22 protein-coding genes are annotated in these 25,775 nt (G+C 65.3%); 13 read left to right on the top strand and 9 right to left on the bottom strand.

Annotation, left to right across the window (positions count from 1 at the left end; genetic code table 11):
• Positions 1 to 203 precede the first annotated feature (203 nt).
• Together ABIB80_RS10690 and ABIB80_RS10685 are read left to right on the top strand one after the other, a co-directional pair.
• Positions 204 to 2,006 carry a tetratricopeptide repeat protein gene (locus ABIB80_RS10690; protein WP_219684687.1) on the top strand — a complete coding sequence of 601 codons (1,803 nt, stop codon included), beginning with the start codon at positions 204 to 206 and terminating at the stop codon, positions 2,004 to 2,006.
• Positions 2,007 to 2,092: 86 nt separating this feature from the next.
• Positions 2,093 to 2,977 (top strand): 4-(cytidine 5'-diphospho)-2-C-methyl-D-erythritol kinase, encoded by an 885-nt coding sequence (locus ABIB80_RS10685; RefSeq protein ID WP_354127370.1) that lies wholly within the window; start codon positions 2,093 to 2,095, stop codon positions 2,975 to 2,977.
• Here ABIB80_RS10685 and ABIB80_RS10680 read toward each other — a convergent pair.
• The 5 genes from ABIB80_RS10680 to ABIB80_RS10660 all read right to left on the bottom strand — a co-directional run bounded on the left by ABIB80_RS10680 (position 2,974) and on the right by ABIB80_RS10660 (position 7,638).
• The gene (locus tag ABIB80_RS10680) at positions 2,974 to 3,834 is read right to left on the bottom strand and encodes an alpha/beta fold hydrolase (protein WP_354127446.1); all 861 of its coding nucleotides are present in this window, start codon (positions 3,832 to 3,834) and stop codon (positions 2,974 to 2,976) included. The genes ABIB80_RS10685 and ABIB80_RS10680 overlap by 4 nt on opposite strands.
• A gap of 14 nt (positions 3,835 to 3,848) precedes the next feature.
• Complete coding sequence (locus ABIB80_RS10675; protein WP_354127369.1) at positions 3,849 to 4,481, bottom strand: LysE family translocator; 633 nt, start codon at positions 4,479 to 4,481, stop codon at positions 3,849 to 3,851.
• Positions 4,482 to 4,541: 60 nt separating this feature from the next.
• Complete coding sequence (gene fabF, locus ABIB80_RS10670; protein WP_354127368.1) at positions 4,542 to 5,798, bottom strand: beta-ketoacyl-ACP synthase II; 1,257 nt, start codon at positions 5,796 to 5,798, stop codon at positions 4,542 to 4,544.
• Between the two features lies 1 nt (position 5,799).
• Positions 5,800 to 6,315: a winged helix-turn-helix transcriptional regulator gene (locus ABIB80_RS10665; RefSeq protein WP_007594966.1), complete on the bottom strand. Its 516-nt coding sequence runs from the start codon at positions 6,313 to 6,315 to the stop codon at positions 5,800 to 5,802.
• Between the two features lie 315 nt (positions 6,316 to 6,630).
• Positions 6,631 to 7,638, bottom strand: coding sequence for a polyprenyl synthetase family protein (locus tag ABIB80_RS10660; protein WP_007594965.1), 1,008 nt, complete (start codon positions 7,636 to 7,638; stop codon positions 6,631 to 6,633).
• 132 nt (positions 7,639 to 7,770) lie between these two features.
• Here ABIB80_RS10660 and ABIB80_RS10655 point away from each other — a divergent pair, with 132 nt between their 5' ends.
• The 6 genes from ABIB80_RS10655 (at position 7,771) to glyS (ending at position 13,447) form a co-directional block, all read left to right on the top strand.
• The gene (locus ABIB80_RS10655; RefSeq protein WP_007607161.1) at positions 7,771 to 7,998 is read left to right on the top strand and encodes a putative signal transducing protein; all 228 of its coding nucleotides are present in this window, start codon (positions 7,771 to 7,773) and stop codon (positions 7,996 to 7,998) included.
• On the top strand, positions 7,991 to 8,761 hold the full coding sequence (locus ABIB80_RS10650; protein WP_219684682.1) for a tRNA1(Val) (adenine(37)-N6)-methyltransferase: 771 nt from the start codon (positions 7,991 to 7,993) through the stop codon (positions 8,759 to 8,761). Before ABIB80_RS10655 ends, ABIB80_RS10650 begins: the two co-directional genes overlap by 8 nt.
• 211 nt (positions 8,762 to 8,972) lie before the next feature.
• Complete coding sequence (locus tag ABIB80_RS10645) at positions 8,973 to 9,881, top strand: S49 family peptidase (protein WP_219684681.1); 909 nt, start codon at positions 8,973 to 8,975, stop codon at positions 9,879 to 9,881.
• A gap of 116 nt (positions 9,882 to 9,997) precedes the next feature.
• Positions 9,998 to 10,189, top strand: a complete 192-nt coding sequence (locus ABIB80_RS10640; protein ID WP_007607173.1) for a hypothetical protein — start codon at positions 9,998 to 10,000, stop codon at positions 10,187 to 10,189.
• Between the two features lie 211 nt (positions 10,190 to 10,400).
• Positions 10,401 to 11,348, top strand: coding sequence for a glycine--tRNA ligase subunit alpha (locus ABIB80_RS10635; RefSeq protein ID WP_219684680.1), 948 nt, complete (start codon positions 10,401 to 10,403; stop codon positions 11,346 to 11,348).
• Positions 11,348 to 13,447 (top strand): glycine--tRNA ligase subunit beta, encoded by a 2,100-nt coding sequence (gene glyS, locus ABIB80_RS10630; protein WP_219684679.1) that lies wholly within the window; start codon positions 11,348 to 11,350, stop codon positions 13,445 to 13,447. The genes ABIB80_RS10635 and glyS overlap by 1 nt, the downstream gene beginning before the upstream one ends.
• A 264-nt stretch (positions 13,448 to 13,711) precedes the next feature.
• Here glyS and ABIB80_RS10625 read toward each other — a convergent pair whose 3' ends face one another.
• A complete protein-coding gene (locus ABIB80_RS10625; protein ID WP_354127367.1) occupies positions 13,712 to 14,059 on the bottom strand; it encodes a DUF1236 domain-containing protein in 348 nt (115 codons plus the stop codon).
• A gap of 223 nt (positions 14,060 to 14,282) precedes the next feature.
• Here ABIB80_RS10625 and ABIB80_RS10620 point away from each other — a divergent pair, with 223 nt between their 5' ends.
• From ABIB80_RS10620 to ABIB80_RS10610, 3 genes are all read left to right on the top strand, one after another.
• Positions 14,283 to 14,438 carry a DUF3096 domain-containing protein gene (locus tag ABIB80_RS10620; protein WP_007594951.1) on the top strand — a complete coding sequence of 52 codons (156 nt, stop codon included), beginning with the start codon at positions 14,283 to 14,285 and terminating at the stop codon, positions 14,436 to 14,438.
• Positions 14,439 to 14,534: 96 nt separating this feature from the next.
• Positions 14,535 to 17,489, top strand: coding sequence for a pyruvate, phosphate dikinase (gene ppdK, locus ABIB80_RS10615; RefSeq protein ID WP_354127366.1), 2,955 nt, complete (start codon positions 14,535 to 14,537; stop codon positions 17,487 to 17,489).
• A 501-nt stretch (positions 17,490 to 17,990) separates the two neighbouring features.
• Positions 17,991 to 19,445: a cell wall hydrolase gene (locus ABIB80_RS10610; protein ID WP_354127365.1), complete on the top strand. Its 1,455-nt coding sequence runs from the start codon at positions 17,991 to 17,993 to the stop codon at positions 19,443 to 19,445.
• 4 nt (positions 19,446 to 19,449) lie between these two features.
• On the opposite strand, the gene nadC is transcribed toward ABIB80_RS10610, so the two are convergent.
• The 3 genes from nadC to nadA form a co-directional block, all read right to left on the bottom strand.
• A complete protein-coding gene (gene nadC, locus ABIB80_RS10605) occupies positions 19,450 to 20,328 on the bottom strand; it encodes a carboxylating nicotinate-nucleotide diphosphorylase (protein ID WP_007594942.1) in 879 nt (292 codons plus the stop codon).
• Between the two features lie 11 nt (positions 20,329 to 20,339).
• Positions 20,340 to 21,947, bottom strand: coding sequence for an L-aspartate oxidase (locus tag ABIB80_RS10600; RefSeq protein WP_219684677.1), 1,608 nt, complete (start codon positions 21,945 to 21,947; stop codon positions 20,340 to 20,342).
• An 80-nt stretch (positions 21,948 to 22,027) separates the two neighbouring features.
• Positions 22,028 to 23,134: a quinolinate synthase NadA gene (gene nadA, locus ABIB80_RS10595; RefSeq protein ID WP_354127364.1), complete on the bottom strand. Its 1,107-nt coding sequence runs from the start codon at positions 23,132 to 23,134 to the stop codon at positions 22,028 to 22,030.
• Between the two features lie 330 nt (positions 23,135 to 23,464).
• Here nadA and ABIB80_RS10590 point away from each other — a divergent pair, with 330 nt between their 5' ends.
• The gene (locus tag ABIB80_RS10590) at positions 23,465 to 24,718 is read left to right on the top strand and encodes an MFS transporter (RefSeq protein WP_219684676.1); all 1,254 of its coding nucleotides are present in this window, start codon (positions 23,465 to 23,467) and stop codon (positions 24,716 to 24,718) included.
• A 40-nt stretch (positions 24,719 to 24,758) separates the two neighbouring features.
• Positions 24,759 to 25,745 carry an acrylyl-CoA reductase (NADPH) gene (gene acuI, locus ABIB80_RS10585; RefSeq protein ID WP_219684675.1) on the top strand — a complete coding sequence of 329 codons (987 nt, stop codon included), beginning with the start codon at positions 24,759 to 24,761 and terminating at the stop codon, positions 25,743 to 25,745.
• Positions 25,746 to 25,775: the final 30 nt, after the last annotated feature.

Genomic DNA, 25,775 nt, shown 5'->3' with positions numbered 1-25,775 from the left:
TGGCGGCGTCTTGGGGCGCTCTTGACCGGTCACTTGGCCGATTTGGGGCGTGCGGAGGGGATCGCCCGGCCCGAATCCTTGCGGTGAAGCGCCAAAAGCGGCATTGTCGGCCCGACGGTTCCGGGTCCCCATGCCACCGGCCGCGTTCGCATGCGATACGGCCTTCTTCAGACCCAGGCACTACCAACTCAAGGCGAGCCCTGATGTTTTCAAATCGTTTCAACCGCTGGACTGTTGCCGCCATTGCCCTCATGGGCTCAGCGATGGCGACGGTCCCCGGCGCGGTCCTGGCGCAGACGCCGGACCATCCGTCCGACACGGCGGCGCAGTTTCCGACCCGAAACGATCTGAAGGCGCTGACCACCTCCGGCAGCTATCTCGCCGCCCGCCACGCCAGCGTCGAGCGCGACGCGGCCTCCGCCGCCGCGTTCTATCGCTCGGCCCTGCGCACCGATCCCAAGAACAACGAGCTGCTCGACCGCGCCTTCATCTCTTCGGTCGCCGACGGTGACATCGACGAAGCCGTCAAACTCGCCGAGCGCATCCTGACCATCGACAAGACCAACCGCGTTGCGCGCCTCGTCGTCGGCGTGCACGATCTCAAGTTCAAGAAGTACGCGACCGCGCAGACCAACATCAACCAGTCGATCCGCGGTCCGATCACCGATCTCGTCGCCACGCTGCTGTCGGGCTGGGCCGCCTATGGTGCGGGTGATGCCAAGGGCGGCGTCGCCACCATCGACAAGCTGGCCGGTCCGGAATGGTATCCGCTGTTCAAGGATCTCCATGCCGGCATGATCCTCGAGCTCGCCGGCAAGGAGAAAGACGCGGGCGCCCGGTTCGAGCGTGCCTACAAGCTCGACGATTCCATGTTGCGTGTCACCGAGGCCTATGCGCGCTGGCTGTCGCGCAACAAGGACTCGGCCGCCGCGACCACCGTCTACCAGGCTTTCGACAAGAAGCTCGCCCGCCATCCGCTGATCGTAGAAGGGTTGCGCGACACCAAGGCCGGCAAGAAGATGCCGCCGCTGGTCGATAGCGCGCAAGCCGGCGCCGCAGAAGCACTCTACGGCATCGGCGCCACACTGACCCGCCGCGGCGGCGAGGATCTGGCGCTGGTCTACCTCCAGCTCTCGCTCTACCTCCAGCCCACCCATCCCCTGGCGCTGCTCTCGCTCGCCGATCTCTATGAATCGGTGAAGCGGCCGCAGATGGCGATCAAGGTCTATGAGCGGGTGCCGGCGTCCTCGCCGCTCAAACGCAACGCCCAGATTCAGCTCGCCATCGATCTGGATTCCGCCGACCGCACCGACGAGGCGATCAAGATCCTCAAGGGCGTCACCACTGAGGATTCCAAGGATCTCGAAGCCATCATGGCGCTCGGCAACATCGAGCGCGGCCGCAAGAAGTTCGGCGAATGCGGCGCGACCTATTCGCAAGGCGTCGACGTGCTGCCGGCCGGCAACGACAAGGCCAACAGCGTCTGGTATTATTATCGCGGCATCTGCGAGGAGCGCTCCAAGCAGTGGGGCAAGGCCGAAGCCGACATGAAGAAGGCGCTGGAGCTGCAGCCCGACCAGCCCCACGTCCTCAACTATCTCGGCTATTCCTGGATCGACCAGGGCATCAATCTCGACGAAGGCATGAAGATGATCAAGCGGGCGGTCGAGCAGCGCCCGGATGACGGCTACATCGTCGACTCCCTTGGCTGGGCCTATTACCGCATCGGCAATTACGAGGACGCGGTGAAGAACCTCGAGCGCGCCATTGACCTCAAGCCCGAGGATCCAACGATCAACGATCACCTTGGCGACGCCTATTGGCGCGTCGGCCGCACGTTGGAAGCCAAGTTCCAGTGGGCGCACGCCCGCGATCTCAAGCCCGAAGCGGATGAGCTTCCGAAGATCGAGGCCAAGATTGCCAACGGAATGACCGACGACAATTCGAACTCCTCGGCTGCGCAGGCGGAGAAGGAGAAGAAAAAGGACGACGGCAAGGGCGGCTGAGTTGAGCGCATGATCCGGAAAAGTGTGTAGCGGTTTTCCGGCAAGATCATGCGTAGGAAGAACTAAGTTCTGGGGGCGTGTCGTCAATGCCGGCGTTGATTGAAGAAGGGCGCGCGAAGGTCAATCTGAGCCTTCGCGTGGTCGGCCGTCGTGCCGACGGCTATCATGATCTCGAAAGCGTGGTCGCGTTTGCCGACTGCGCCGACCGGCTCACGCTTGAGCCCGGCAGCGAGCTGAAGCTCACCACGACAGGGCCACTCGCGGCGGCCTGCGGCGATATGGCCGACAACCTCGTATTCAAGGCGGCCAAGCTCCTGGCCGAAGCCGTTCCGAACCTGAAGCTGGGCGCCTTTGCGCTCGACAAAGTGCTCCCGGTCGCGGCCGGAATCGGCGGCGGCTCGGCCGACGCGGCTGCGGCGCTGCGGTTGCTGGCGCGTCTCAACAATCTTTCGCTCGACGACCCGCGGCTGCAGAAGGTTGCGCTCGCGACCGGTGCCGACGTGCCGGTGTGTCTGTTCTCGCGCGCCTGCGACATGACTGGTGTCGGCGAACAGCTGCTGCCGCTCGCGTTGCCGAGCATGCCGTGCGTGATGGTCAATCCGCGCGTGCCGGTCGCGACCAAGGACGTGTTCCAGGCGCTGGGCCTGCGCAACGGCGAACTCCTGGTCGGCGCCACCTCCGTCCTCGACGCTCCGGCCTGGCCGGGCGAGGGCGCCTCCATTGCCGATTGGGTCGACACGCTCGAGACCGTCGCCAACGATCTCGAAGCCCCCGCGATGCGCATCGAGCCTGTCATCGGCGACGTGCTGGAAGCCTTGCGTGGCTCCGCCGGCGTCAAGCTTGCCCGCATGTCCGGCTCGGGTGCGACGTGCTTTGCGATCTATGGCGAATCTTCCGAAGCGCACGCCGCCGCCGAGACGATCCGCAGGGATCATTCCGGCTGGTGGGTGCACGCGGGGACGCTGAGCTAGGCCAGCCCGAGAAACTCCCGGATCTCACCCAACACTTCCTGCGGCTTGTCATGTTGCAGCCAGTGTCCGGCCCCGGCGATGGTCTCGACGCGTGCCTGCGGAAAGTAGCGCTCCAGGCCCGCGGTCCTCGCGCCAGCCAGAAAGCTTTCGCCGGCATTCAAGAGCAGCGTCGGACAGGTGATACGGGACCACAGCGCGATGTGATCGTCCGGCCAGAGCCGGTGCGGCGCAGAGGCGCGCTGGTAGGGATCGAACTTCCAGCTATAGGTGCCGTCGTCGTTCTGCCGCGCGCCGTGGGTGGCGAGATGCAGCGCGAGGTCGCGGGACAGCCGCTTGTTGTGAAGGACCATCTGCGCCGCCGCGTCTTCGAGGGTCGAATAGCGGCGCGGTGCGCGGTCGTGCAGCTTGTCGAGCTGACCGACCCATTTGCCGATCCGCTCATGCACCGGCGGTTTTGGTGTATCCGGCAACATCGTCACGCCGTCGAGCACGACCAGCTTCGAGACCTGTTCGGGGAATGCCCCTGTAAAGATCAGGCTGACCATGCCGCCCATGGAATGGCCGATGAGAGTGACTTGAGGCGCTGCGACGGCACGGACGAGCTGGGCCAGATCGTACACATACTCCGTCAGTGCGTAGCTGCCGCCTTTGGTCCAGTCCGAATCGCCGTGACCGCGCAGGTCGGGTGCGAGCACGTGGAAATGCGGCTGCAGCGATCGGGCGATGACGTCCCAGCTCCGGCAGTGATCGCGGCCGCCATGAACCAGGATGGCGACCGGCGCGCCGTCGTTGCCCCAGTCGGCATAGTGCAGTCGCAAGCCGTGAGACTCGTAAGTGCGGCTTTGCGGGGCGAGCATGGTGGCGCTATCCATTATCCATTCGCGGGCCGCCGCGCCAGTGCGAGCGACAGGCCGAGCCCTGCGATGAAGACGCCGGAGCCCTGGGTGAGACGTCGCATCAGATGTGGCTTTCCGATCAACTGCGTGCGTGTCGCGGAGGCCATCAGCACCACCACGATGTCGGCGAGCGTGTTCAGCGTCACCGAGATCGCACCCAACATGATGAATTGCAGTGTCGGGTTCGATCCCGCGGGGTCAAGGAACTGCGGAATGAAGGCGAGGAAGAATGCGGCGGTCTTCGGGTTCAGCGCCTCGACCAGCACGCCGTCGCGAAAGGCGCGCTTGTCGCCGACAGGCACGCTGTCGAATGACAGCGCGCGGCCGGCGCTGCGAAAGGTCCTGATGCCGAGCCAGACCAGATAGAGTGCGCCGACGAATTTCACGGCGGCAAACAGCTCGGCGCTGGCGAGGATGATCGCGGAGATGCCGAGGCTGCCGGCGACCACATGAACCAGCCCGCCGAGCGCGGTGCCCACGGTCGATGCAAAACCGCTGGCGCGCCCTTCCGACAAGGTCCGTGCCGCGACGTAGAAAATACCGGGGCCGGGAACGGCGGCGATGAGACAAGCGGCGGCCAGGAACAGCCAGAAATTCGTGTTGATCATCCTGCTTTGGTAGCGATGCTTGCCGCGATTGCAAGGCCCCGTCGTCTACAAGGCTTGCGTTTAGCCCATCTGGCGGAAGATCACGCTGGCATTCACCCCGCCGAATCCGAACCCGTTCGAGATCGCGTGCTGCATCGGCATCGGGCGCGCCACACCGGCGACGATGTCGATGCCGTCAGCGGCGGGATCAGGGTTTTCGAGATTGAGCGTCGGCGGCGCGATCTGGTCGCGCAGGGCGAGCACGGTGAAGACCGCTTCCAGCCCACCCGCGGCGCCGAGCAGATGGCCGGTGGCCGATTTGGTCGCGCTCACGGCGATGCCGCGGTGACGACCGAACAGGGCGGCAATCGCGCCAAGCTCGCTCTCGTCGCCGGCCGGTGTCGACGTCGCATGCGCGTTCAGGTGCTGCAAATCCGCAGGCGCAAGCTTCGCCTGCCGGAGCGCGATCTCCATGGCGCGCCGCGCGCCGTCACCGTCAGGCGGACCCGATGTCATGTGATAGGCGTCCGCGGTCGTACCGTATCCGACAATCTCCGCGATCGGCGTCGCGCCACGCGCCAATGCATGCTCCAGCTCCTCGATCACCAGGATGCCGGCACCTTCGCCCATGACAAAACCGTCGCGGTCGCGATCGAACGGGCGCGAGGCGCGTGCGTCATTGAACCCGCTCGACAGTGCGCGGGCCGCAGCGAAGCCGCCGAGGCTGACGATGTCGATGCAGGCTTCCGCGCCGCCGCAGATCGCCACATCAGCCTCGCCCGCGCGGATCATGCGCGCGGCATCGCCGATCGCCTGAACGCCGGCGGCGCACGCCGTGACCGGTGTGCCCAGCGCTCCCTTGTAGCCGTATTTGATCGAGACGTGCCCCGCAGCGAGATTGGCGAGGAAAGAGGGGATCGTGAACGGCGACAGCCGGCGCGGGCCGCGCAGTTCGGTGATGCGCACCGCCTCCGCCATCGCCGGAAAACCGCCGACGCCGGAGGCGATGATCGTCGCGGTTCGTTCCTGTGCTGCCGCGTCCTGCGGTGTCCAGCCGGCCTGCGCCACAGCTTCTGCAGTGGCGAGCAGCGCGAACAGGATGAAGCGGTCCATCTTGCGCTGGTCTTTCGGCGCGGCGGCCTGCGCGGGATCGAAGCCGCCGTCCGCATCATCGGCCTTGTCGGGCACGAGGCCGGCAATGCGTGCCGGCAGCGCCTGCGACCATTCCGGCAGCGGGCGCAGCCCGCTTTGACCGGCCAGCAGCCGGCGCCACGACAGTTCGACACCGCAGCCAAGCGGCGACACCGCGCCCATTCCCGTCACGACGATACGACGCATGTCAGTCTCCAGCCGGCGCGACGGCCGGGTTCATGGCTTTGAGCGAGGTCAGCCGTTTGCGCATGAGACGGCTGGCGCGGGGACCGGCGATGATGACCGCATTGGTGAGCGTAATCGGCTGCATGTCGGCGGCATCGACCACCACCGGATTGAATGGACGACGATCGCGCCGGTTCGCGAGCAGGATCGCTTCGCCCTTCGGTGCGAGATGCTTGTTGCCCCAGGCGAGCAGGGTCGCGACCACGGGGAAGAAGTCCCGGGCCTTGTCCGTCAGCACATATTCATAGCGCGGCGGCCGTTCATTGTAGCGGCGGCGGACGAACATGCCGCTTTCGGTGAGATGGGCCAACCGCCGCGACAGGATGTTCGGCGCGATCCCGAGGCTTTGCGAAAATTCGTCGAACCTCGTTGCGCCCTGGAACGCATCCCGCAGGATCAAAATGCTCCACCATTCGCCGACCGTCTCCACGGCGCGGCCGACCGGACATTCCTGGATGGAAGGGGATTTGGGCTGCATGAGGCAAAGGTAGGAGAGTGGCTTGCAAAATGCAAGTTACTTGGCGAGCAGTGGCCGATGTGGGTGGAGGGAGCCAAGGCAGCTGCGAAGCTGGAGCTGTCGCTGCGCTCGCAATGACGGTGTTGATGAAGTGGTGAGGCTATCTCAACGATGTCGTCCCGGCGAAGGCCGGGACCCATAGCCACGACTGTTGTTGTGGTGGCACGATGGTGGCCACAGCGCGCTCAGACGACGCTGACCGGGGTAATGGATCCCGGCCTTCGCCGGGACGACACTGAGGGTGTGGCGACCAGCAAGCGCTAAGGATGCGGAGCCCTAATGCGACCGTGCCAGACAGAACGCCACGACCTGCTCCAGCGCGCTCTTCATTGGCGAGGATGGGAACAGCGCCAGCGCGTCCACCGCCATGGCGCCGTAGTGCTGGGCGCGGCTGCGCGTGTCTTCGAGCGCACGATGCTTGTTCATCAGCCCGATGGCGTGGTCGAGGTCGGTGTCGCCGATTTCGCCGCGCTCGAGCGCGCGGATCCAGAAGGCGCGCTCGGTGTCGTTGCCGCGGCGGAAGGCGAGCACGACGGGCAGCGTGATCTTGCCCTCGCGGAAATCGTCGCCGGTATTCTTGCCGAGCTTCGCGCTCTTGCCGCCATAGTCGAGCACGTCGTCGACGAGCTGGAAGGCGATGCCGAGATTCATGCCGACCGAGCGGCAGGCGGTCTGCTCCGCCTTCGGACGATTGGCGATCACGGGGCCGACCTCGCAGGCGGCCGCGAACAGCTCGGCGGTCTTGCCGCGGATCACGGCGAGATATTCGTCCTCGGTGGTCGCGGTGTTCTTGGCGGCGGCAAGCTGCATCACCTCGCCCTCGGCGATGGTGGCGGCGGCCGCGGAGAGAATGTCGAGCGCGCGGAGCGAGCCGACCTCGACCATCATGCGGAAGGCCTGGCCGAGCAGGAAGTCGCCGACCAGCACGCTTGCCTCATTGCCCCAGAGCATGCGCGCCGACAGCTTGCCGCGGCGCATCTCGCTTTCGTCGACGACGTCGTCATGGAGCAGGGTGGCGGTATGCATGAACTCGACGCTGGCGGCGAGCTTGATATGGCCGTCGCCGGTGTAGCCGGCGAGGTTGGCCATGGCCAGCGTCAGCATCGGCCGCAGGCGCTTGCCCCCGGAGGAGATCAAATGGTTGGCGACCTCCGGGATCATGGTCACGTCCGAACCGGTCCGCGACAGGATCGTGGCGTTGACGCGCTCCATGTCACCGGCGACAAGGGCAACCAGCTCTTCGATCGACGCGCCGGGAGTTTCGAAAGGTACGATGACGGCCACGCCGGTCTCCAATATTTGCCCCGGAAGGGCTATTCTGATGGAAAGACAATAGAAACTGGACGGGGATGCGGCAAGGGCCGTGGAACCATTGACATTTGGCGCTTAATCCCCGTCAGGCAGGAGGCTTGTGTTTTGCGAGAACTGGTTCGGACCAACGATATGGTGCTGGTGTCGGCGATCGGCGCGCTGCTCGACGGCGCCAACATCCATCATCTGGTGCTGGACCAGAACATGAGCATCATCGAGGGCTCGCTCGGCATTTTGCCGCGGCGGATCCTGGTCCACGAGGACGACGCCATCGAGGCCCGGCAGCTTCTGACCGAGGCCGGCCTCAGCCACGAACTGCGCGGCGATGAGTGAAGCACTGGCAGACCTCACCGAGGACGCCTTTCTCGGCGGGCAATTGCGGCTGAAGCAGAAGCGGTCCGGCCATCGCGCCGGGCACGATGCCATTCTGCTCGCGGCGGCGACGGAGGCGAGGGCGGGCGACCGCGTCGTCGATCTCGGCGCCGGCATCGGCACAGCCGGGCTTGCGTTGGCTCGGCGCGTTCCCGGGATCAAGCTCGGCCTGGTCGAGATCGATCCCGAGCTGGCGGAGCTTGCGCGCGTCAATGCGGCAGCGAATGCGATTGCCGCCGAGACGATCGTGCTCGACGTCACCGCGGACGCACAGGCCTTCGCGGCCAGCGGGCTCGCGCCCGACAGCGTCGACGTGGTGCTGACGAACCCGCCCTTCAACGATCCCGCTCGCCATCGCGGCTCGCCCGACCAGGCGCGCCAGATCGCGCATGTGGCGACGGATGAGACGCTGAATGCCTGGGTACATGCGGCGCGCCGCATCCTCCGCTCGAATGGTGCGCTGACATTGATTTGGCGCGCAGATGGGATCACGGAGGTTTTGGCAGCGCTGTCTCGCGGCTTCGGCAGTCTCGCGATTCTGCCGGTTCACGGTGAAGCCGGGCGGCCCGCGATCCGCGTGCTGGTGCGCGCGGTCAAGGGCGGGAGGGCCCCGGCGCGATTGTTGCCGAGCCTCATGCTCAACGAGGAGTCACGCGTGCCTAAAAAAGAGGTGATGGATATTCTGGAGGGGAGGGCGATTCTACCCCTGGTGGAACCGTGCTGAGCTATTGCGGAAGCGATTCCGACTGGTGCTCTTGCGGAGTCGTCAGGCGGATCGCCATGAATAGCGCACCGATCAGCAGCATCAGCAGATAGATTTTCATGGTGTTCTCCGCTGGCCCATTGCAGCCTCTCAACGGGGTTTTTGCAAAACACGTTCCGGGCCCTTCCAATGACAGTCGCGTGATAAGAAATGGTTAATCAGAGGTAACGGCATGGCCGAACAATTGAACGATCGTGAGAGTTCCGGCCTGGCCGACAAGCTCATGCAATATCTGCCGGCGCGCTTCCGTCCCGGCACGGCCGTGGTGCCGGTGGTGCGGCTGTCCGGTGTGATCGGCGCGGTGACGCCGCTGCGTCCGGGTATGACGCTCGCGACCGTTTCGCGGGTGCTGGAGCGGGCGTTTTCGACGCGCAACGCCAAGGCGGTGGCGCTGGTGATCAATTCGCCCGGCGGCTCGCCGGTGCAGTCGCGCCAGATCTACCTGCGCATCAAGCAGCTCGCGGCGGAGAAGAAGCTGCCGGTGCTGGTGTTCGTCGAGGACGTCGCGGCCTCCGGCGGCTACATGATCGCCTGCGCCGGCGACGAGATCATCTGCGATCCGTCCTCGATCCTCGGTTCGATCGGCGTGGTCGGCGGCAGTTTTGGTTTCCAGGAGGCGATCAAGCGGCTCGGCATCGAGCGGCGCCTCTACACCGCCGGTGCGCACAAGGCGATGCTCGACCCGTTTCTCCCTGAAAACCCCGACGACGTCGCCAAGCTGAAGGCGCTCCAGCGCGAGATCCACCAGATCTTCATCGCGCTGGTGAAGGAGAGCCGCGGCGCGCGGTTGAAGGGCTCCGACGACACCCTGTTCACGGGCGAATACTGGGCCGGCGAGAGTTCGATCGCGCTGGGGCTCGCCGACAGCATCGGCGATCTCCGCTCAACTCTTCGTGCCCGCTATGGCGAGAAGGTTCTCACCCCCGTGATTGCCCAGCCGACCGGTCTGCTCTCCAGCCTTTTGGGCCGGAAATCGCCCGGCGCGGGGCAGCTTTCGGCCCTGGAATCGATAGCCGGCCTGCCGGACGACCTGATCTCGGCGGTCGAGACGCGCGCGATCTGGGCGAAATTCGGGTTCTAGACGGAGCCCCTCCGCGCCATTTGGTCCCAAGGAGACTTGAGGCTGAGCCAATTGCGGCGCGGCCCGGTCTGCGCAAGAATGCGCGTGGGGGCTGAGCATTGAACAAGGATCGACCGATGCCGCCGTTCGTCGCTTTCGCGGGCGTCTTGGGCGGGCTTGCCGTGGTCCGCTGGGCCTACAAGACCGCCGTCAGGATCAACCAGGAGCTGGAGGAGATGCGCCTCTCACGCGTCGCCGAGGCCGCCCATAGGGGGGCCGTCCAGACGCTGAAGCAGGATCCCGTGACCGGAGCCTATCGGCCGGGCTAGCTGGCGTCTTTCCATACGCCGTCATTCCGGGGCGATGCGAAGCATCGAACTAGGGTGCGCAGTTGCGCACCTGAGAAGCTCGAGATTCCGGGTTCGCCCTTCGGGCGCCCCGGAATGACAGCCCATTTCAACCCCCCTTTGCCTTGATTCCCACCCCTGCCGTCGATACGGTCCCGCGCGATTCAACCCCCCGCGAGAGCCCGATCTGACGATGGACGCCTCCTTGCCCGCCCATATGCGCCCGGAACGCTCGTTCCAGGGTTTTATCCTCGCGCTCCAGCGGTTCTGGGCCGAGCAGGGCTGCGTGATCCTGCAACCCTACGACATGGAAATGGGTGCGGGTACCTTCCATCCGGCGACCACGCTGCGCGCACTCGGGCCCAAGCCCTGGAATGCGGCCTATGTGCAGCCCTCGCGGCGTCCCAAGGACGGCCGCTACGGCGAGAATCCGAACCGGATGCAGCACTACTACCAGTTCCAAGTGATCATGAAACCGTCGCCGCCGAACCTTCAGGAGCTGTACCTGAAGTCGCTCGCCGCGATCGGCATCGATTCCGCCATGCACGACATTCGCTTCGTCGAGGACGATTGGGAGAGCCCGACGCTGGGCGCCTGGGGCCTCGGCTGGGAGTGCTGGTGCGACGGCATGGAAGTCAGCCAGTTCACCTATTTCCAGCAGGTCGCGGGTGTCGAATGCGCGCCGGTCGCGGGCGAGCTTACCTACGGGCTCGAGCGGCTCGCGATGTACGTGCAGGGCGTCGATCGCGTCTACGACCTGAACTTCAACGGCCGCGAAGGTGACGCCAAGGTCACCTATGGCGATGTCTTCCTGCAGGCCGAGCGGGAATATTCGAAGCACAATTTCGAAGTGGCCGACACCGCGATGCTGTTCGAGCAGTTCAAGATGGCGGAATCTGCCTGCCGGAAATATCTCGAGGCAGGTTGGCAAAAAAATTCGGAGTCCGGCAAGCGCGAGGCCCATCTGATGTCGCTGCCGGCCTATGACCAATGCATCAAGGCAAGCCATGTGTTCAACCTGCTCGACGCGCGCGGCGTGATCTCGGTGACCGAGCGGCAGAGCTACATTCTTCGCGTGCGCGAATTGGCAAAGGCTTGCGGCGAGGCCTGGATACACACCGAAGCCGGTGGAGCGGCCTGATGCCTGATTTGTTGCTTGAACTGTTCTCCGAAGAAATCCCCGCGCGCATGCAGGCGAAGGCGGCGGAGGACCTGCGCCGCATGGTCACCGACAAGCTCGTCGCCGAAGGCCTCGTCTACGAGGGCGCGAAGGCGTTCGCGACGCCGCGCCGCCTCGCGCTCACCGTGCACGGCATCCCTGCGCGCCAGCCTGACCTGAAGACCGAACGCCGTGGACCGAAGATCGGCGCGGCCGATGCTGCCGTGCAGGGTTTTCTGAAAGCGACGGGTTTGACGTCGCTGGACGAGGCCAAGATCCAGCGCGACCCGAAGGGCGACTTCTACATCGCGCTGATCGAGAAGCCCGGCCGCGACGCCATCGACGTGCTCGCGGAAATCCTTCCCGTCATCATCCGCACTTTCCCCTGGCCGAAATCGATGCGCTGGGGCGCGCGCTCCGGCAAGCCGGGCTCGCTGAGCTGGGTGCGCCCGCTGCACGCGATCACCGCGACGTTCGGGCTCGAAACCGAAGAGCCCGACGTCGTGAAATTCGCGGTCGATGGCATCGAGGCCGGCCAGACCACCCACGGCCATCGCTTCATGGCGCCGGATGCGATTTCCGTGCGCCGCTTCGAGGATTACGAAGCGAAGCTGAAGGCGGCAAAGGTCATCCTCGATCCGCAGGCCCGCAAGGACATCATCTTTGCCGACGCCAAGGAACTGACCTTCGCGCAAGGGTTCGAACTGGTCGAGGACCAGGTACTGCTCGATGAGGTTTCGGGCCTGGTCGAATGGCCCGTCGTCATGATGGGATCGTTCGAAGCGGAATATCTCGCGATTCCCGACGAGGTGATCCGCGCCACCATCCGCAACAACCAGAAGTGCTTCGTCGTCAAAGATCCCAAGACGGGCAAGCTGACCAACAAGTTCGTCCTCACCGCCAACATCGAGGCGCCCGACGGCGGCAAGACCATCGTCGCCGGCAATGAACGCGTGATCCGTCCGCGCCTGTCGGATGCGAAGTTTTTCTATGAGACGGATTTGAAGACGAAGCTGGAAGACCGGCTGCCGAAGTTCGAGCAGATCGTGTTTCACGAGAAGCTCGGCACACAGGCTGAACGCATCAAGCGGATCGAACGTCTCGCCGCCGAGATAGCGCCGCTGGTCGGCGCTGATGTCGCAAAGGCCACGCGGGCCGCGCATCTGGCGAAGGCGGATTTGCTGACCGAAGTCGTCGGCGAATTCCCCGAGGTGCAAGGCCTGATGGGCAAGTACTACGCGCTGGCCCAGGGCGAGGACGCCTCCGTCGCCGCCGCCTGCGAAGAGCACTACAAGCCCCAAGGTCCTGCCGATCGTGTGCCGACCGATCCGGTCAGCGTCGCGGTGGCGCTCGCGGACAAGCTCGACACGCTGGTTGGCTTCTGGGCGATCGACGAAAAGCCGACGGGCAGCAAGGACCCCTATGCGTTGCGTCGCGCGGCGCTAGGTGTGATCAGGCTGATCGCTGAGAACGCACTGCGTCTGTCCATCATGAAGATGGCGGCGTCCGCACTCGCCGGCTTGTCCTTGAAGCCTGCCGATGCGCAGAAGCTTCCGAGCGACCTGCTTGCTTTCTTCGCAGACCGGCTGAAGGTTCAACTCCGCGAGCAGGGCGCGCGGCACGATCTGGTCGATGCCGTGTTCGCGCTCGGCGGCCAGGACGATCTCTTGATGATCGTTCGCCGCGTCGAGGCGCTCGGCAAGTTTCTCGAGACCGACGACGGCAAGAACCTGCTCGCCGGTATCAAGCGCGCCAGCAATATCCTCGGCATCGAGGAGAAGAAGGATAAGCGCACGTTCGACGGCGCGCCCGATGCTGCACTCTACGGCCTCGGCGAGGAGAAGGCGCTGGCCAAGGCGATCGGCGAAGTGAAGGCGGAAGCCAGCGCTGCTGTCGCGAAGGAAGACTTCGCTGCCGCGATGAGTGCGATGGCCAAGCTACGCCCGCCGGTCGATGCGTTCTTCGAGAAAGTTCGCGTCAACGACGAGGATGCGAAGGTGCGCGAAAACCGCCTGAAGCTGCTCAACGAGATCCGCAGCGCCACGCGTGCGGTGGCGGATTTCTCGAAGATCCAGGATTGACCTCGTGCCCCGGACGCGGCGCAGCGCTTCTTAGCGGTGCGCTGCAGAGCGGGGCCCATGCCGCCGCAAAAGATTCTGGGTCCCGGCTCTGCGCCGCAACGCTACGCGCTGCGTCGCGTCCGGGACACGAGAGCACGCACACACGAAGCACAAAAAGCCCCGCCCGGCGGGGGGAGGACCGGGCGGGGCCTGATGTCCGACTCTACTGCTCGCGTCAGCCTGATTGATGTGACGCGCCGGACACCTAGTCGATCCCTGAAGACGCTAGTCCATCACCTCGACGATGCGCCGCGAGCGCGGCTCGACCAGCACGGTCTCGCCGTTCACGACGGTGTAGCGATAGGTGGTGGCGCCGAAACGTTGCGGCACGTCATAATAGGTCACGCCGCTTTCAGGTAAGGTGGCACCGACCACCACGCGATCCGGGATGCGGAAAGCCGGCACACGTTGTTCGACGACATAGTCGCGGAACGCCGGCCGCTGCTCGACCGCAATGGTCGGACCGACGACGACGGGTGCGCGTCCCACTGTGACGCTGCTTTGCGCCTGCGCCGCAAGGGGCGAGCCGATCGCGGCCGCGAGCGCTGCAAGAGCAAGAATCCTGTTCCGCATGGGCAACTCCTTCGAGAAGGTTTTCGGGAAGCGCCAATGGCGCGACCGGTTGCCAATGCATGCGTCTTCGCGATGTTCCGGAAAACGGCCGCCGCATTCGCGGCATTTTCGGGCAGTTTTCGCGAAGCCGGGAACTCGCGCCCGCCCAGTGCGTCTCTACCCGCGGAACCTAGTCCGCTATGATCCCGCCGCGATTCGCCCCCACCCCACGGAAAGAAAGTTCATGCACATCACCGTCGCCCATATCTCGCCGATCCTGTCGCTGCTTGCGGGTGTGCTCATCCTGATCATGCCGCGCCTGCTGAACCTGATCGTCGCGATTTTTCTCATCATAAATGGTGCGATCGGGCTCGGATTGTTGAAGTGGCTCCATCTCTAGGCCTTCATTCTACGGAACTCTTCGACTTGCGCGGACCTGCCCAAAGTGGTGTAAGGCCCGCGATTACCCATTCCTCTCGCAGGTTGTGTGCAAGCTATGGCCAAAGCCGCCTCGAAAACTTCAGCGAAAATGCCAGCGAAATCAAAGTCCTCTGCCAAGGCGAAAGCCGCGCCGGCGGCCCGCAAGGCACTTGCCAAGCGCGCCCCGAAGCCCGTGGCCAAGGCTGCTGCCAAGCCGGCTGTGAAGCCTGCGGCCAAGGCCGTTTCCAAGGCTGTTGCGAAGGCGCCGAAGAAGCCGGTTGCGCCGAAGGTCGCCGCGAAGTCGGTACCGAGCAAGGCTGCTTCAACCAAGGCGGCGCCTGTTGCGGCCAAGGCCGGCAAGTGGGTGTTCACGTTCGGGGACGGCGAGGCCGAGGGCAAAGCGGAGATGCGCGACCTGCTCGGCGGCAAGGGCGCCAACCTCGCCGAGATGGCCAATCTCGGCCTGCCGGTGCCTCCGGGCTTCACCATCCCGACCTCGGTCTGCACCTATTTCTACGCGCACGACAAATCCTACCCCAAGGAATTGAAGTCGCAGGTTGAGAAGGCGCTCGATCATGTTGGCAAGTTGACCGGCAAGATCTTCGGCGATTCCAGGAACCCGCTGCTCGTTTCCGTGCGCTCCGGCGGCCGCGCCTCGATGCCGGGCATGATGGACACCGTGCTCAATCTCGGCCTCAACGACGAGACCGTGGAAGCGCTGTCGGAACTGTCGGGCGATCGCCGCTTCGCCTATGACAGCTATCGCCGCTTCATCACCATGTATTCGGACGTGGTGCTCGGCTTCGAGCATCATCATTTCGAGGAAATCCTCGACACCTTCAAGGACAGCCAGGGCTACACGCTCGACACCGATCTCACCGCCGACGACTGGGTCGATCTGGTCGGCAAGTACAAGGACGCGGTCGCGCGCGAAACCGGCAAGGATTTTCCGCAGGATCCGCACGACCAGCTCTGGGGCGCGATTGGCGCGGTGTTTTCATCCTGGATGAACGCGCGCGCGGTGACCTACCGCAGGCTGCACGACATTCCGGAATCCTGGGGCACCGCGGTCAACGTGCAGGCCATGGTGTTCGGCAACATGGGCGAGACCTCGGCGACCGGCGTTGCCTTCACGCGCAATCCCTCGACCGGCGAGAGCAAGCTCTACGGCGAGTTCCTGATCAACGCGCAAGGCGAGGACGTGGTGGCGGGCATCCGCACGCCGCAGGACATCACCGAGGAAGCGCGCAAGGACTCGGGCTCCGACAAGGCGTCGATGGAATCGGCGATGCCGGAAGCCTTCAACGAGCTGACCCGGATCTACACGCTGCTCGAGAAGCACTACCGCGACATGCAGGACATGGAGTTCACGGTCGAGCAGGGCAAGCTCTGGATGCTGCAGACCCGCGGCGGCAAGCGCACCGCGAAAGCGGCGCTGCGCATCGCGGTCGAGCTCGCCAATGAAGGCCTGATCACCAAGAAGGAAGCGGTGACGCGGATCGACCCCGCCTCGCTCGATCAGCTGCTGCATCCGACCATCGACCCCAATGCCAAGCGCGACGTGATCGCGACCGGCCTGCCGGCCTCGCCGGGTGCGGCCTCCGGCGAGATCGTGTTCTCCTCGGACGAGGCGGCCAAGCTTCAGGCCGACGGTCGCAAGGTGATTCTGGTCCGGATCGAGACCAGCCCCGAGGACATCCACGGCATGCACGCCGCCGAAGGCATCTTGACCACCCGTGGCGGCATGACCTCGCATGCTGCGGTGGTCGCGCGCGGCATGGGCAAGCCCTGCGTCTCCGGCTGCGGCACCATCCGCGTCGATTACGGCCGCGGCACCATGAGCATCGGCTCGCGCACCTTCAAGACCGGCGACGTGATCACCATCGACGGCTCGCTCGGTCAGGTGCTCGCCGGCCGCATGCCGATGATCGAGCCCGAGCTGTCCGGCGAGTTCGGCACGCTAATGAAATGGGCCGACCAGGTCCGTAAGATCGGCGTGCGCGTCAACGCGGACACGCCGGAAGACGCGCACACCGCGATCAAGTTCGGCGCGGAAGGCATCGGCCTGTGCCGTACCGAGCACATGTTCTTCGAGGAGACGCGCATCCGCACGGTGCGCGAGATGATCCTCTCCGAGGACGAGCAGTCGCGCCGCGCTGCGCTGGCAAAGCTGCTGCCGATGCAGCGCGCCGACTTCGTCGAGCTGTTCGAGATCATGAAGGGTCTGCCCGTCACGATCCGCTTGCTTGATCCGCCGTTGCACGAGTTCCTGCCGCACACCCATGCCGAGGTCGAGGAAGTGGCGCGCGCCATGAACACCGACCCGCGGCGCCTGGCCGACCGCGCGCGCGAGCTGTCGGAGTTCAACCCGATGCTCGGCTTCCGCGGCTGCCGTATCGCGATCGCCTATCCCGAGATCGCCGAGATGCAGGCGCGCGCGATCTTCGAAGCGGCAGTCGAGGCCGAGAAGCGCACCGGCAAGGCCGTCGGCCTCGAGGTGATGGTGCCGCTGATCGCCACCAAGATGGAGCTCGACCTCGTCAAGGCGCGCATCGATTCCACCGCGAAGGCGGTGATGCGCGACACCAACACCAAGCTGACCTACCAGGTCGGCACCATGATCGAGCTGCCGCGCGCCTGCCTGCTCGCGGCCGAGATCGCGGAGAGCGCCGAGTTCTTCTCGTTCGGTACCAACGACCTCACGCAGACGACCTACGGCATCAGCCGTGACGATGCCGCGAGCTTCCTCGGCACCTACGTGTCCAAGGGCATCCTGCCGATCGATCCCTTCGTCGCGCTCGACCAGGAAGGCGTCGGCGAGCTCGTCAAGATCGGCGTCGCACGCGGCCGCAAGACGCGCGCCTCGCTCAAGGTCGGCATCTGCGGCGAGCACGGCGGCGATCCCGCCTCCGTCGCCTTCTGTCACGCGATCGGCCTCGACTACGTCTCCTGCTCGCCCTACCGCGTCCCGATCGCCCGCCTCGCCGCCGCGCAAGCCGCGCTCGGCAAGGCGGTTGCGAGCCAGGCATAAGCGACGAGTTGAAATGTTGAGAACGAAAGAGGCGGGGGCTAAACCCCGCCTCTTTTGTTTGGAGCGATGCTCTCGCCACGCCGCCATTGCGATCACCGCACACTCGCTGTCATCGCCCGGCTTGACCGGGCGATCCAGTACGCCGAGACGTTAGTGCTTGAACGCAGAAGCCGCGGCGTACTGGATGCCCCGCCTTCGCGGGGCATGACAGCTACTGTTGATGTGGCGATGGGACCGAACCTATCGCGTCCCGTAATGACACGTGCGAGCAAGAGTTCCTTCACCATTCGCGTTGACCAATTGTTTACCGCGCAGCGTGAGGGCGCGTTTACCAATGCGCATCGTCGCCCCGTGAAAACACCTGCGATTGCTTGCGTGTGCCGCATGCGCAACGCCGATTAACGCCCCGGCAACCTAAATTAGATACTCACGATAAAGATCGAATTGCACGGATGTACTGCGGCTCGATTTTTCTAGCGTAAGCGTAGCGTGAGCGTATCGATGTTTTTGTTGCGTACCCATCCGAAGGGCGCGCGGTTCGCGTCCTTCGGCATCGGTCTCTGCATCTTCGCATTGATGCCGAGAGAGACCGGCTATCAGGACGTTGCCTCGCTGCTGGCGCGCCAACCCGGCGTCGCGGAGCGTTGGCAGAAGCAGGTATTCTCTGCTGCGTCCTCCATACAGCTGGCCACTTACAGTTTTTCCCGGCCGATCGGCACTTCGGCTCCGCAGAGCGCGATGGTTCGTCTCGCGAGCCTCGACGGCCGCGACGTCACCGGCGCGATCAGCCGCAATCCGGCGCTGCAGGCGCCGCCGCGCTACCAGGCCGCCGATTTTCCCAAGGTCGATCGCTCGATGAAGGGTGACCGCCTCGCAACGGTCACACCGACGCAGGCTCCCGAAGCGGGCGCGCCGACGGCAGCGCCGACGCAGGAAGATCCCGCGACGTCGAACAGCTCGGTGTTCGGCGCCAAGACCGTCGCGCTGCCACAGGCGATGTCGCCGGAGTCCGCGGCCGCGCTCGATCCCGAACTCGCGGAGGCGCTGCGCGCGCCGCCGCTGCCGCAATACACCAATGCGCCACAGGCCAGCGACGCCGCGCGCTCGATCGCGCTCCAGCCGCTCGAAGCGCTGAAGCAGGCCACCATTCCGGCTGCACCGCCGCGCGATCCGTTCCGCGTCAAGACCTCGAACCTATTCTTCGGCAGTTCCTCGCTCGGCGGCAATGTCGAGAGCATCGAGAGCTGGCAACCGGGTGCGGAGCCGCTGATCGTGATGCCCGACCCCGACATGAAGGTGACGGCCTCGCTGTCGCCGCCGTCGGAGGATATTGCGAAGGATATCGAAAGCGGCGAGAGCGTCGCGCCGAAGGGTGAGGTCAACGTCGACAACCAGCGCGCCAGATCGCCGGCGGAACGGCTCGCGCTCGACGACAAGTCGCGCGCGAAGTCCGAAAAATGCCTCGCGGAGGCCGTCTATTTCGAGTCCCGCGGCGAAGCCGTGCGCGGTCAGATGGCGGTTGCGCAGGTGGTGATGAACCGCGTGTTCTCCGGCAAATATCCGGACACGGTGTGCGGCGCCGTCTATCAGAACAAGCACCGGCATCTCGCCTGCCAGTTCACCTTTGCCTGCGACAACAATGCCGACGTGATCCGCGAGCCCGAGATGTGGGAGCGTGCGAAAAAGATCTCGAAGGCCATGCTCGACGGCCAGATCTGGCTGCCCGAGGTCGGCAAGTCCACGCACTACCACGCCTACTGGGTGCGCCCGTCCTGGGTCGCCGAGATGAAGAAGATGTACAAGACCGGCGTCCACACCTTCTATCGCCCACGCGCCTGGGGCGACGGCAGCGAGGAACCGAGCTGGGGCACGCCGGCGCAGACCGCCGCGCTCTCCGCCGAACTCACCCAGGAAGCCAAGAGCTCCGCCGAGATGGGCACGACCGAGCGAAGGTAGCGCCTCACATCTCGATATCCAGCGCGCAGTCGAAATTCGGTGCCGAATGCGTCAGCGCGCCGGCTGAAGCGTAGTCGACGCCGGTCGCCGCGATGGCTGCGATCGAGCCCAGGGTGACGCCGCCGGATGCCTCCAGCTTGAGGCGTCCCTCGTTGATCCCAACGGCCTCGCGCAGCGTCGCAATGTCCATGTTGTCGAGCAGCACGGCGTCGGCAAGGCCGGTGTCGAGCACCTCGCGCAACTGCGTCAGCGTGTCGACCTCGATCTCGATCTTGACGAGATGGCCGGCATGGGCGCGGGCGCGCTCCAGCACGGGGCGGATACCGCCGGCGACCGCGACGTGGTTGTCCTTGATCAGGATCGCGTCGTCGAGCCCGAAGCGGTGATTGAAGCCCCCGCCGCAACGTACCGCGTATTTCTCCAACGCCCGTAATCCCGGCGTGGTTTTTCGCGTGCAGCAGATCCGCATCCGGGTGCCCTCGGTGCGCGCAACATAGTCCGCCGTGAGCGTCGCAACGCCTGACAGGCGGCCGACGAAATTCAGCGCGGTCCGCTCCGCCGTGAGGACGGCGCGTGCCGGCCCCGAGATCGTCAGCACCTGCTGCCCGCGGGCGACGCGCGCGGCGTCGCGAACATGTGCGCGTACCTCGATGTCGGGCGAAAGCCTTTGCAGGGTGGCGAGCGCCAGCGGCAAGCCGGCGATCACGCCGGATTGCCGTGCGACCAGGATCGCTTGCGCCTTCGTTGCCTCGGGGATCGTCGCAAGCGAGGTGATGTCGCCGGCGCGGCCGAGATCCTCATCGAGCGCGCGGTGCACAGCCTCGTCGATCGCGAGCGGGGAGAGGAAGGCGTCGGGGTAGAGCAGAGAGGTTGGGGTGATCATGGCGGACTCCGTCAAGCGATCATGGGTTGCGCGATGCGTGGTGTCGGGCGTTCGGTTAGGCCATCTGCGATCTCGCGCACTGCTGCGAGCGTCGTCATCGTGCGTTGCGCGAGCGCGGGAACGTCCGCGGAATGGTCGGAGCGGAAATGCGCGCCGCGGCTCTCGCGCCGGTTCCAGGCCGACGCCGCCACGAGCAGGGCTGCCGTTGCCATGTTGCGGACCGTGATGCTCGCGGCCTCGCATTCGAGCGCGGCGAAGCTGCGGACCGCCTCCGCAAGCCCCTCACCATTGCGGATCACGCCGACATGCGCGCTCATCAGCGTCCGCAGCCGGTTCACGTCCGCAGCATCCGGCGCGTCGCCCCGCGGCGTCGGCACGTCCGCAAGGCGCGCGGGCGAGGGAATGGTGCGGCCGGCGATGTCGTCGGCGATGCGCGCGGCGTAGACCACGGCCTCCAGCAGCGAATTCGACGCAAGCCGGTTCGCGCCATGCGCGCCGGTGGACGACACTTCGCCGCCGGCCCAGAGCCCGTCGATCGAGCTGCGGCCGCGATCGTCCACCGCGATGCCGCCCATGTGATAGTGCGCCGCCGGTGCGATCGGGATGGCCTGCGTGGCGGGGTCGATGCCGGCGGCGATGCAGCTTGCATGAACGGTCGGGAACCTGTCGGCAAAACGTGCGCCCAGCGCCTGCCGCGCATCGAGGAAGGCGCCGCGCCCGGCCGAGATCTCCGCGAACACGCCGCGGGCCACGATGTCGCGCGGTGCGAGCTCGGCGAGCGGATGGCGCGCCGCCATGAAACGCTCGCCACGGCCGTTGATCAGCGTCGCGCCTTCGCCGCGCAGGGCTTCCGTGGCGAGCGGCGCGGGATCGCGGCCGACCATGATGGCGGTCGGGTGAAATTGCACGAATTCGGGATCTGCAATGACCGCGCCGGCGCGTGCGGCGATCGCAAGGCCGGATCCGCTGGCCTCGCGCGGATTGGTGGTGACGGCATAGAGATGGCCGATGCCGCCGGTGGCGAGCACCACCGTCCGCGCAGCGAGGAGGACCGGCCGTGCGGCGTAATTGCGGACTTCGCGCAGTTGAAGGCCGATGACAGCGCCGTCCTCGGTCAACAGCGCTTCGGCGACAAAGCCTTCGATCAGCCGGATCGATGGTGTGCGCCGCACGGCCTCGCTCAGGGCTGCGATGATGGCGGCGCCCGCGCCGTCGCCGCGCACATGGACGATACGCCGCGCCGAATGTGCGGCCTCGCGCCCGACGGCGAGCCTGCCTTCGAGATCGCGGTCGAACGGCACGCCATAGGCGAGAAGATCGTGAATCCGCGGCGCGGCCTCGCGCGCGATTTCCAATGCGACAGCTTCGTCGACGATGCCGCCGCCAACGGCGATCGTATCCGCGGCGTGCGCTTCCGGCGTATCGCCTTCAGCTATTGCGGCGGCGATGCCGCCTTGCGCCCATGCGGATGACGCGCCCTGTCCGAGCGGCGCGGCCGAGATCAATGTCACCGGCCGCGGCGCGAGCTTCAATGCGCAAAAGAGTCCGGCGAGACCGCCGCCGACGATGACGACATCGTCGGCGCTGCGGGCGAGGGGGTGGATGGTGTTTGTTGTCATAGCTTTCTCCAAGCTCTCAGCTGTCGTCCCGGCCTAGTGCGCAATTGCGCACTAGGCCGGGACGACCGCTGTGTGTGTTGCTAGTTCTTCAGATTGATCATCCGCTCGACCGAGCGCCTTGCGCGGTCCGCAAGCGTGGGATCGATCGTGACCTCGTCGCGAAGCGTCAGCAGGCTCTCCAGAATGTTGGCGAGCGTGATGCGCTTCATGTGCGGGCAGATGTTGCAGGGACGCAGCATCTCCACATCGGGCAGCTCGGCGCGCACATTGTCGGCCATCGAGCATTCCGTGATCATCACCAGCCGCCGCGGCCGCCGCTCGCGCACCCAGTTGATCATGTGCGCGGTCGAGCCCGTGAAGTCGGCCTCGGCCAGCACGTCCGGCGGGCATTCGGGATGGGCGATGATCTGAACGGAGGGATCGGCCTCGCGGTAGCTGCGCAGCTCGGCGCCGGTGAAACGCTCGTGCACCTCGCAGGCGCCCTTCCAGGCAATGATCTTCACGTCGGTCTTCGAGGCCACGTAAGTGGCGAGATAGCGGTCGGGCAGGAAGATCACGCTGGGCGCGCCGAGGCTCTCGACCACCTGAACCGCGTTCGACGAGGTGCAGCAGATATCGACCTCGGCCTTCACCTCCGCGGAGGTGTTGACATAGGCAACGACAGGCACGCCGGGAAATTTTTCGCGGAGCAGGCGGACGTCGGCGCCAGTGATGCTGGCGGCGAGCGAGCAGCCCGCGCGCGTATCAGGGATCAGCACCGTCTTGTCCGGATTGAGCAGTTTCGACGTCTCCGCCATGAAGTGCACGCCGCACTGGACGATGATGCCGGCCTTCGCCCTGGTGGCTTCGACCGCGAGCTGGAGCGAATCACCGCCGATGTCGGCGACGCAGTGGAAGATCTCCGGCGCCTGGTAATTATGCGCGAGAATCACCGCGCCGCGCGCCTGCTTCAGTTCGTTGATCGCCTTGATCGTCGGGGCCATCAGCGGCCATTCGATCGGCGGGATCACCTGTTTCACGCGCTCGTAAAGCGGTGCGGTGGCTCGCTCGACCTCCGGCGTCCATTCCAGTGAAGGCATCGGCAGCGGAGGTCCGGTTCGCGCCTGCCCCGGCCGTGCCGGCGCGATGACGTGGCCCTGCGGCCGGTTGGCAAAGTCGTCGGGGCCGTAAATTCCAGTTAGCGGCATCGAAGCCTCCCGAGTATGTCAGTTGTACTCAATATGAGTATATTTGTGGCCTGAGAAATCCGGCCAAGGGGGCCGGTGGACCTTCGATATGCTCAACTTGAGTAAATCGAAGATAACACGGCGCGCGGCGGGCCGCCAGATCTTGCCGCACACATTTCCGTCAAGTCCGGCGCCCGGCGCGTCGGCTAAGGTCGCGAGGAAATGCAATGCTCCCGCGCCAGCTCTTCGCGGAATGCAATCGTTTTTGACTTGGGGTTTTCATGCAGATGCATTAAACGAGCTGGCTCGCGGCTGCCATTTGCGAATCCGCGACGACGCACGAGGAACAGCATGTCGACACAGATGGGCGAGCTCGGTTCGGTCTCCCGTTCCTCCTCCTGGCGTACGCCGGCGATCATCATTCTCTGCGGCTGCGCGATCGGGATGCTCGGCTTCGGGCCGCGCTCGGCGCTCGGTTTCTTCGTACAGCCGATGAGCCATGAATATGCCTGGGGCCGCGACGTGTTCGGCCTCGCGATCGCGTTTCAGAATTTGCTGTGGGGACTGGGCCAGCCCGTCGCCGGCGCGGTCGCCGATCGCTTCGGCCTGTTCCGGGTAATGTGCGTCGGCGCTCTGCTCTATGCCGGCGGCTTGCTCCTGATGCGCTATTCCTCGACGCCGCTGTCGCTCAACATCGGCGCTGGCGTCATGGTTGGCTTCGGTCTCGCCGGCTGCTCGTTCAATCTGGTGCTCTCGGCATTTACCAAGCTCTTGCCGGCCGAGAAGCGCGGCCTTGCGCTTGGCGCCGGCACTGCGGCGGGATCGTTCGGGCAGTTCCTGTTCGCGCCGATCGGTGTGGCCCTGATCGACAATTTCGGCTGGCAGCAGGCGCTCACCGTGTTCGGCTTCCTGATGCTGCTGATCATCCCGCTGGCGCTGGCGCTCTCGACGCCGCCGGTCGCAAGCACGGCAAACGCGGCGCCCGCGGACCAGCAGACTTTCACCAAAGCGCTCGCGGAAGCCTTCGGCCATCGCTCCTACGTGCTGCTTGTGCTCGGCTTCTTCACCTGCGGCTTCCAGCTTGCCTTCATCACGGTGCATCTGCCGGCCTTCCTGGTCGATAACGGCATCTCCACGCAAATCGGCGGCTGGGTGATCGCCGCGATCGGCCTGTTCAACATCATGGGATCGCTGAGCGTCGGCTATCTCCAGAACTCACTTCCCAAGCGCTACATCCTCTCGAGCATCTATTTCACCCGCGCGCTTGCGACGTTTGCCTTCATCTCGTTCCCGATCACGCCATTCTCGGCGATTGCGTTCGGCGCGGTCTCCGGCCTGACCTGGCTGTCGACCGTGCCGCCGACCTCGGCGCTGGTCGCGATCATGTTCGGCACGCGCTGGTTCGCCACCCTCTATGGCTTCGCCTTCGTCAGCCATCAGGTCGGCGGCTTCCTCGGCGTCTGGCTCGGCGGCATTGTGTTCGAGCGGTTCGGTTCCTACACGCCGATCTGGTGGCTCTCGATCCTGTTCGGCGTGCTCTCGGCGCTGATCAATCTTCCGATCGTGGAAAAACCGGTCCAGCGGGCGGTTGCGCAGCCTGCCTGATCGGCTAAACATCCCCTGAAACAAGTCAGGGAGTTTTGCTGTGGCGACGTTCAAGGCGATCCGGATCGACAAGGCGGACAAGGGCACCACCGCGCAGCTCACGCAGTTCGACGAAGCCGAGCTGATGGAGGGCGACGTCACCGTCCGCGTGGAATGGTCGACATTGAACTACAAGGACGGCCTTGCGCTCACCGGCAAGGCGCCGGTGGTGCGCCGCTTTCCGATGATTGCCGGCATCGATTTCGCCGGCACCGTCGAGCAGTCCTCGCATCCGCAATGGAAGGCGGGCGATAAAGTCGTCTGCACCGGCTGGGGCATGGGGGAGACCCATCTCGGCGCCTATGCCGAGAAGGCGCGGGTGAAAGGCGACTGGCTGGTCGCTCTTCCGCAGGGCCTGTCGGCGCGCGACGCCATGGCGATCGGCACCGCCGGCTTCACCGCGATGCTGTCCGTGCTGGCGCTGGAGAAGCACGGAGTGTCGCCGAACAGCGGTCCGGTCGTGGTGACGGGCGCGGCGGGCGGCGTCGGCTCGGTTGCGACCGCCGTGCTCTCGAAGCTCGGCTATCACGTCATCGCGTCCACCGGCCGTGCCTCCGAAGCCGACTATCTGAAAGAGATCGGCGCGACTGAGGTGATCGACCGCAACGAATTGTCAGCGGCCGCCAAGCCCATCGCCAAGGAGCGCTGGGCGGGTGGCGTCGACAGCGTCGGCTCGACCACGCTCGCAAATCTCCTGTCGATGACAAAGTATGGCGGCGCGATCGCGGCCTGCGGCTTGGCGGCCGGCATGGACCTGCCGTCTTCCGTCGCGCCCTTCATTTTGCGCGGGGTGTGCCTTCTCGGCATCGATTCCGTGATGTGCCCGATCGAGCCGCGGAAAGCCGCCTGGCAGCGCCTGGCGTCCGATCTGGATCGGACAAAACTAGCTGAAATTACTCACGAAATTCCGCTTTCCGAAGTTCCGGAGTGGGGCGCGAAAATCCTGGCCGGCCAGGTCCGCGGTCGCACCGTTGTAAAAATTCTCTAACGGCGTTCAGACTTTACCAACCATGCTGCT

It is taken from the genome of Bradyrhizobium sp. i1.15.2 (genome assembly GCF_040548425.1).
Classification (GTDB): Bacteria; Pseudomonadota; Alphaproteobacteria; order Rhizobiales; family Xanthobacteraceae; genus Bradyrhizobium; species Bradyrhizobium canariense.
This window is presented reverse-complemented; position numbering and strand designations above follow the sequence as displayed.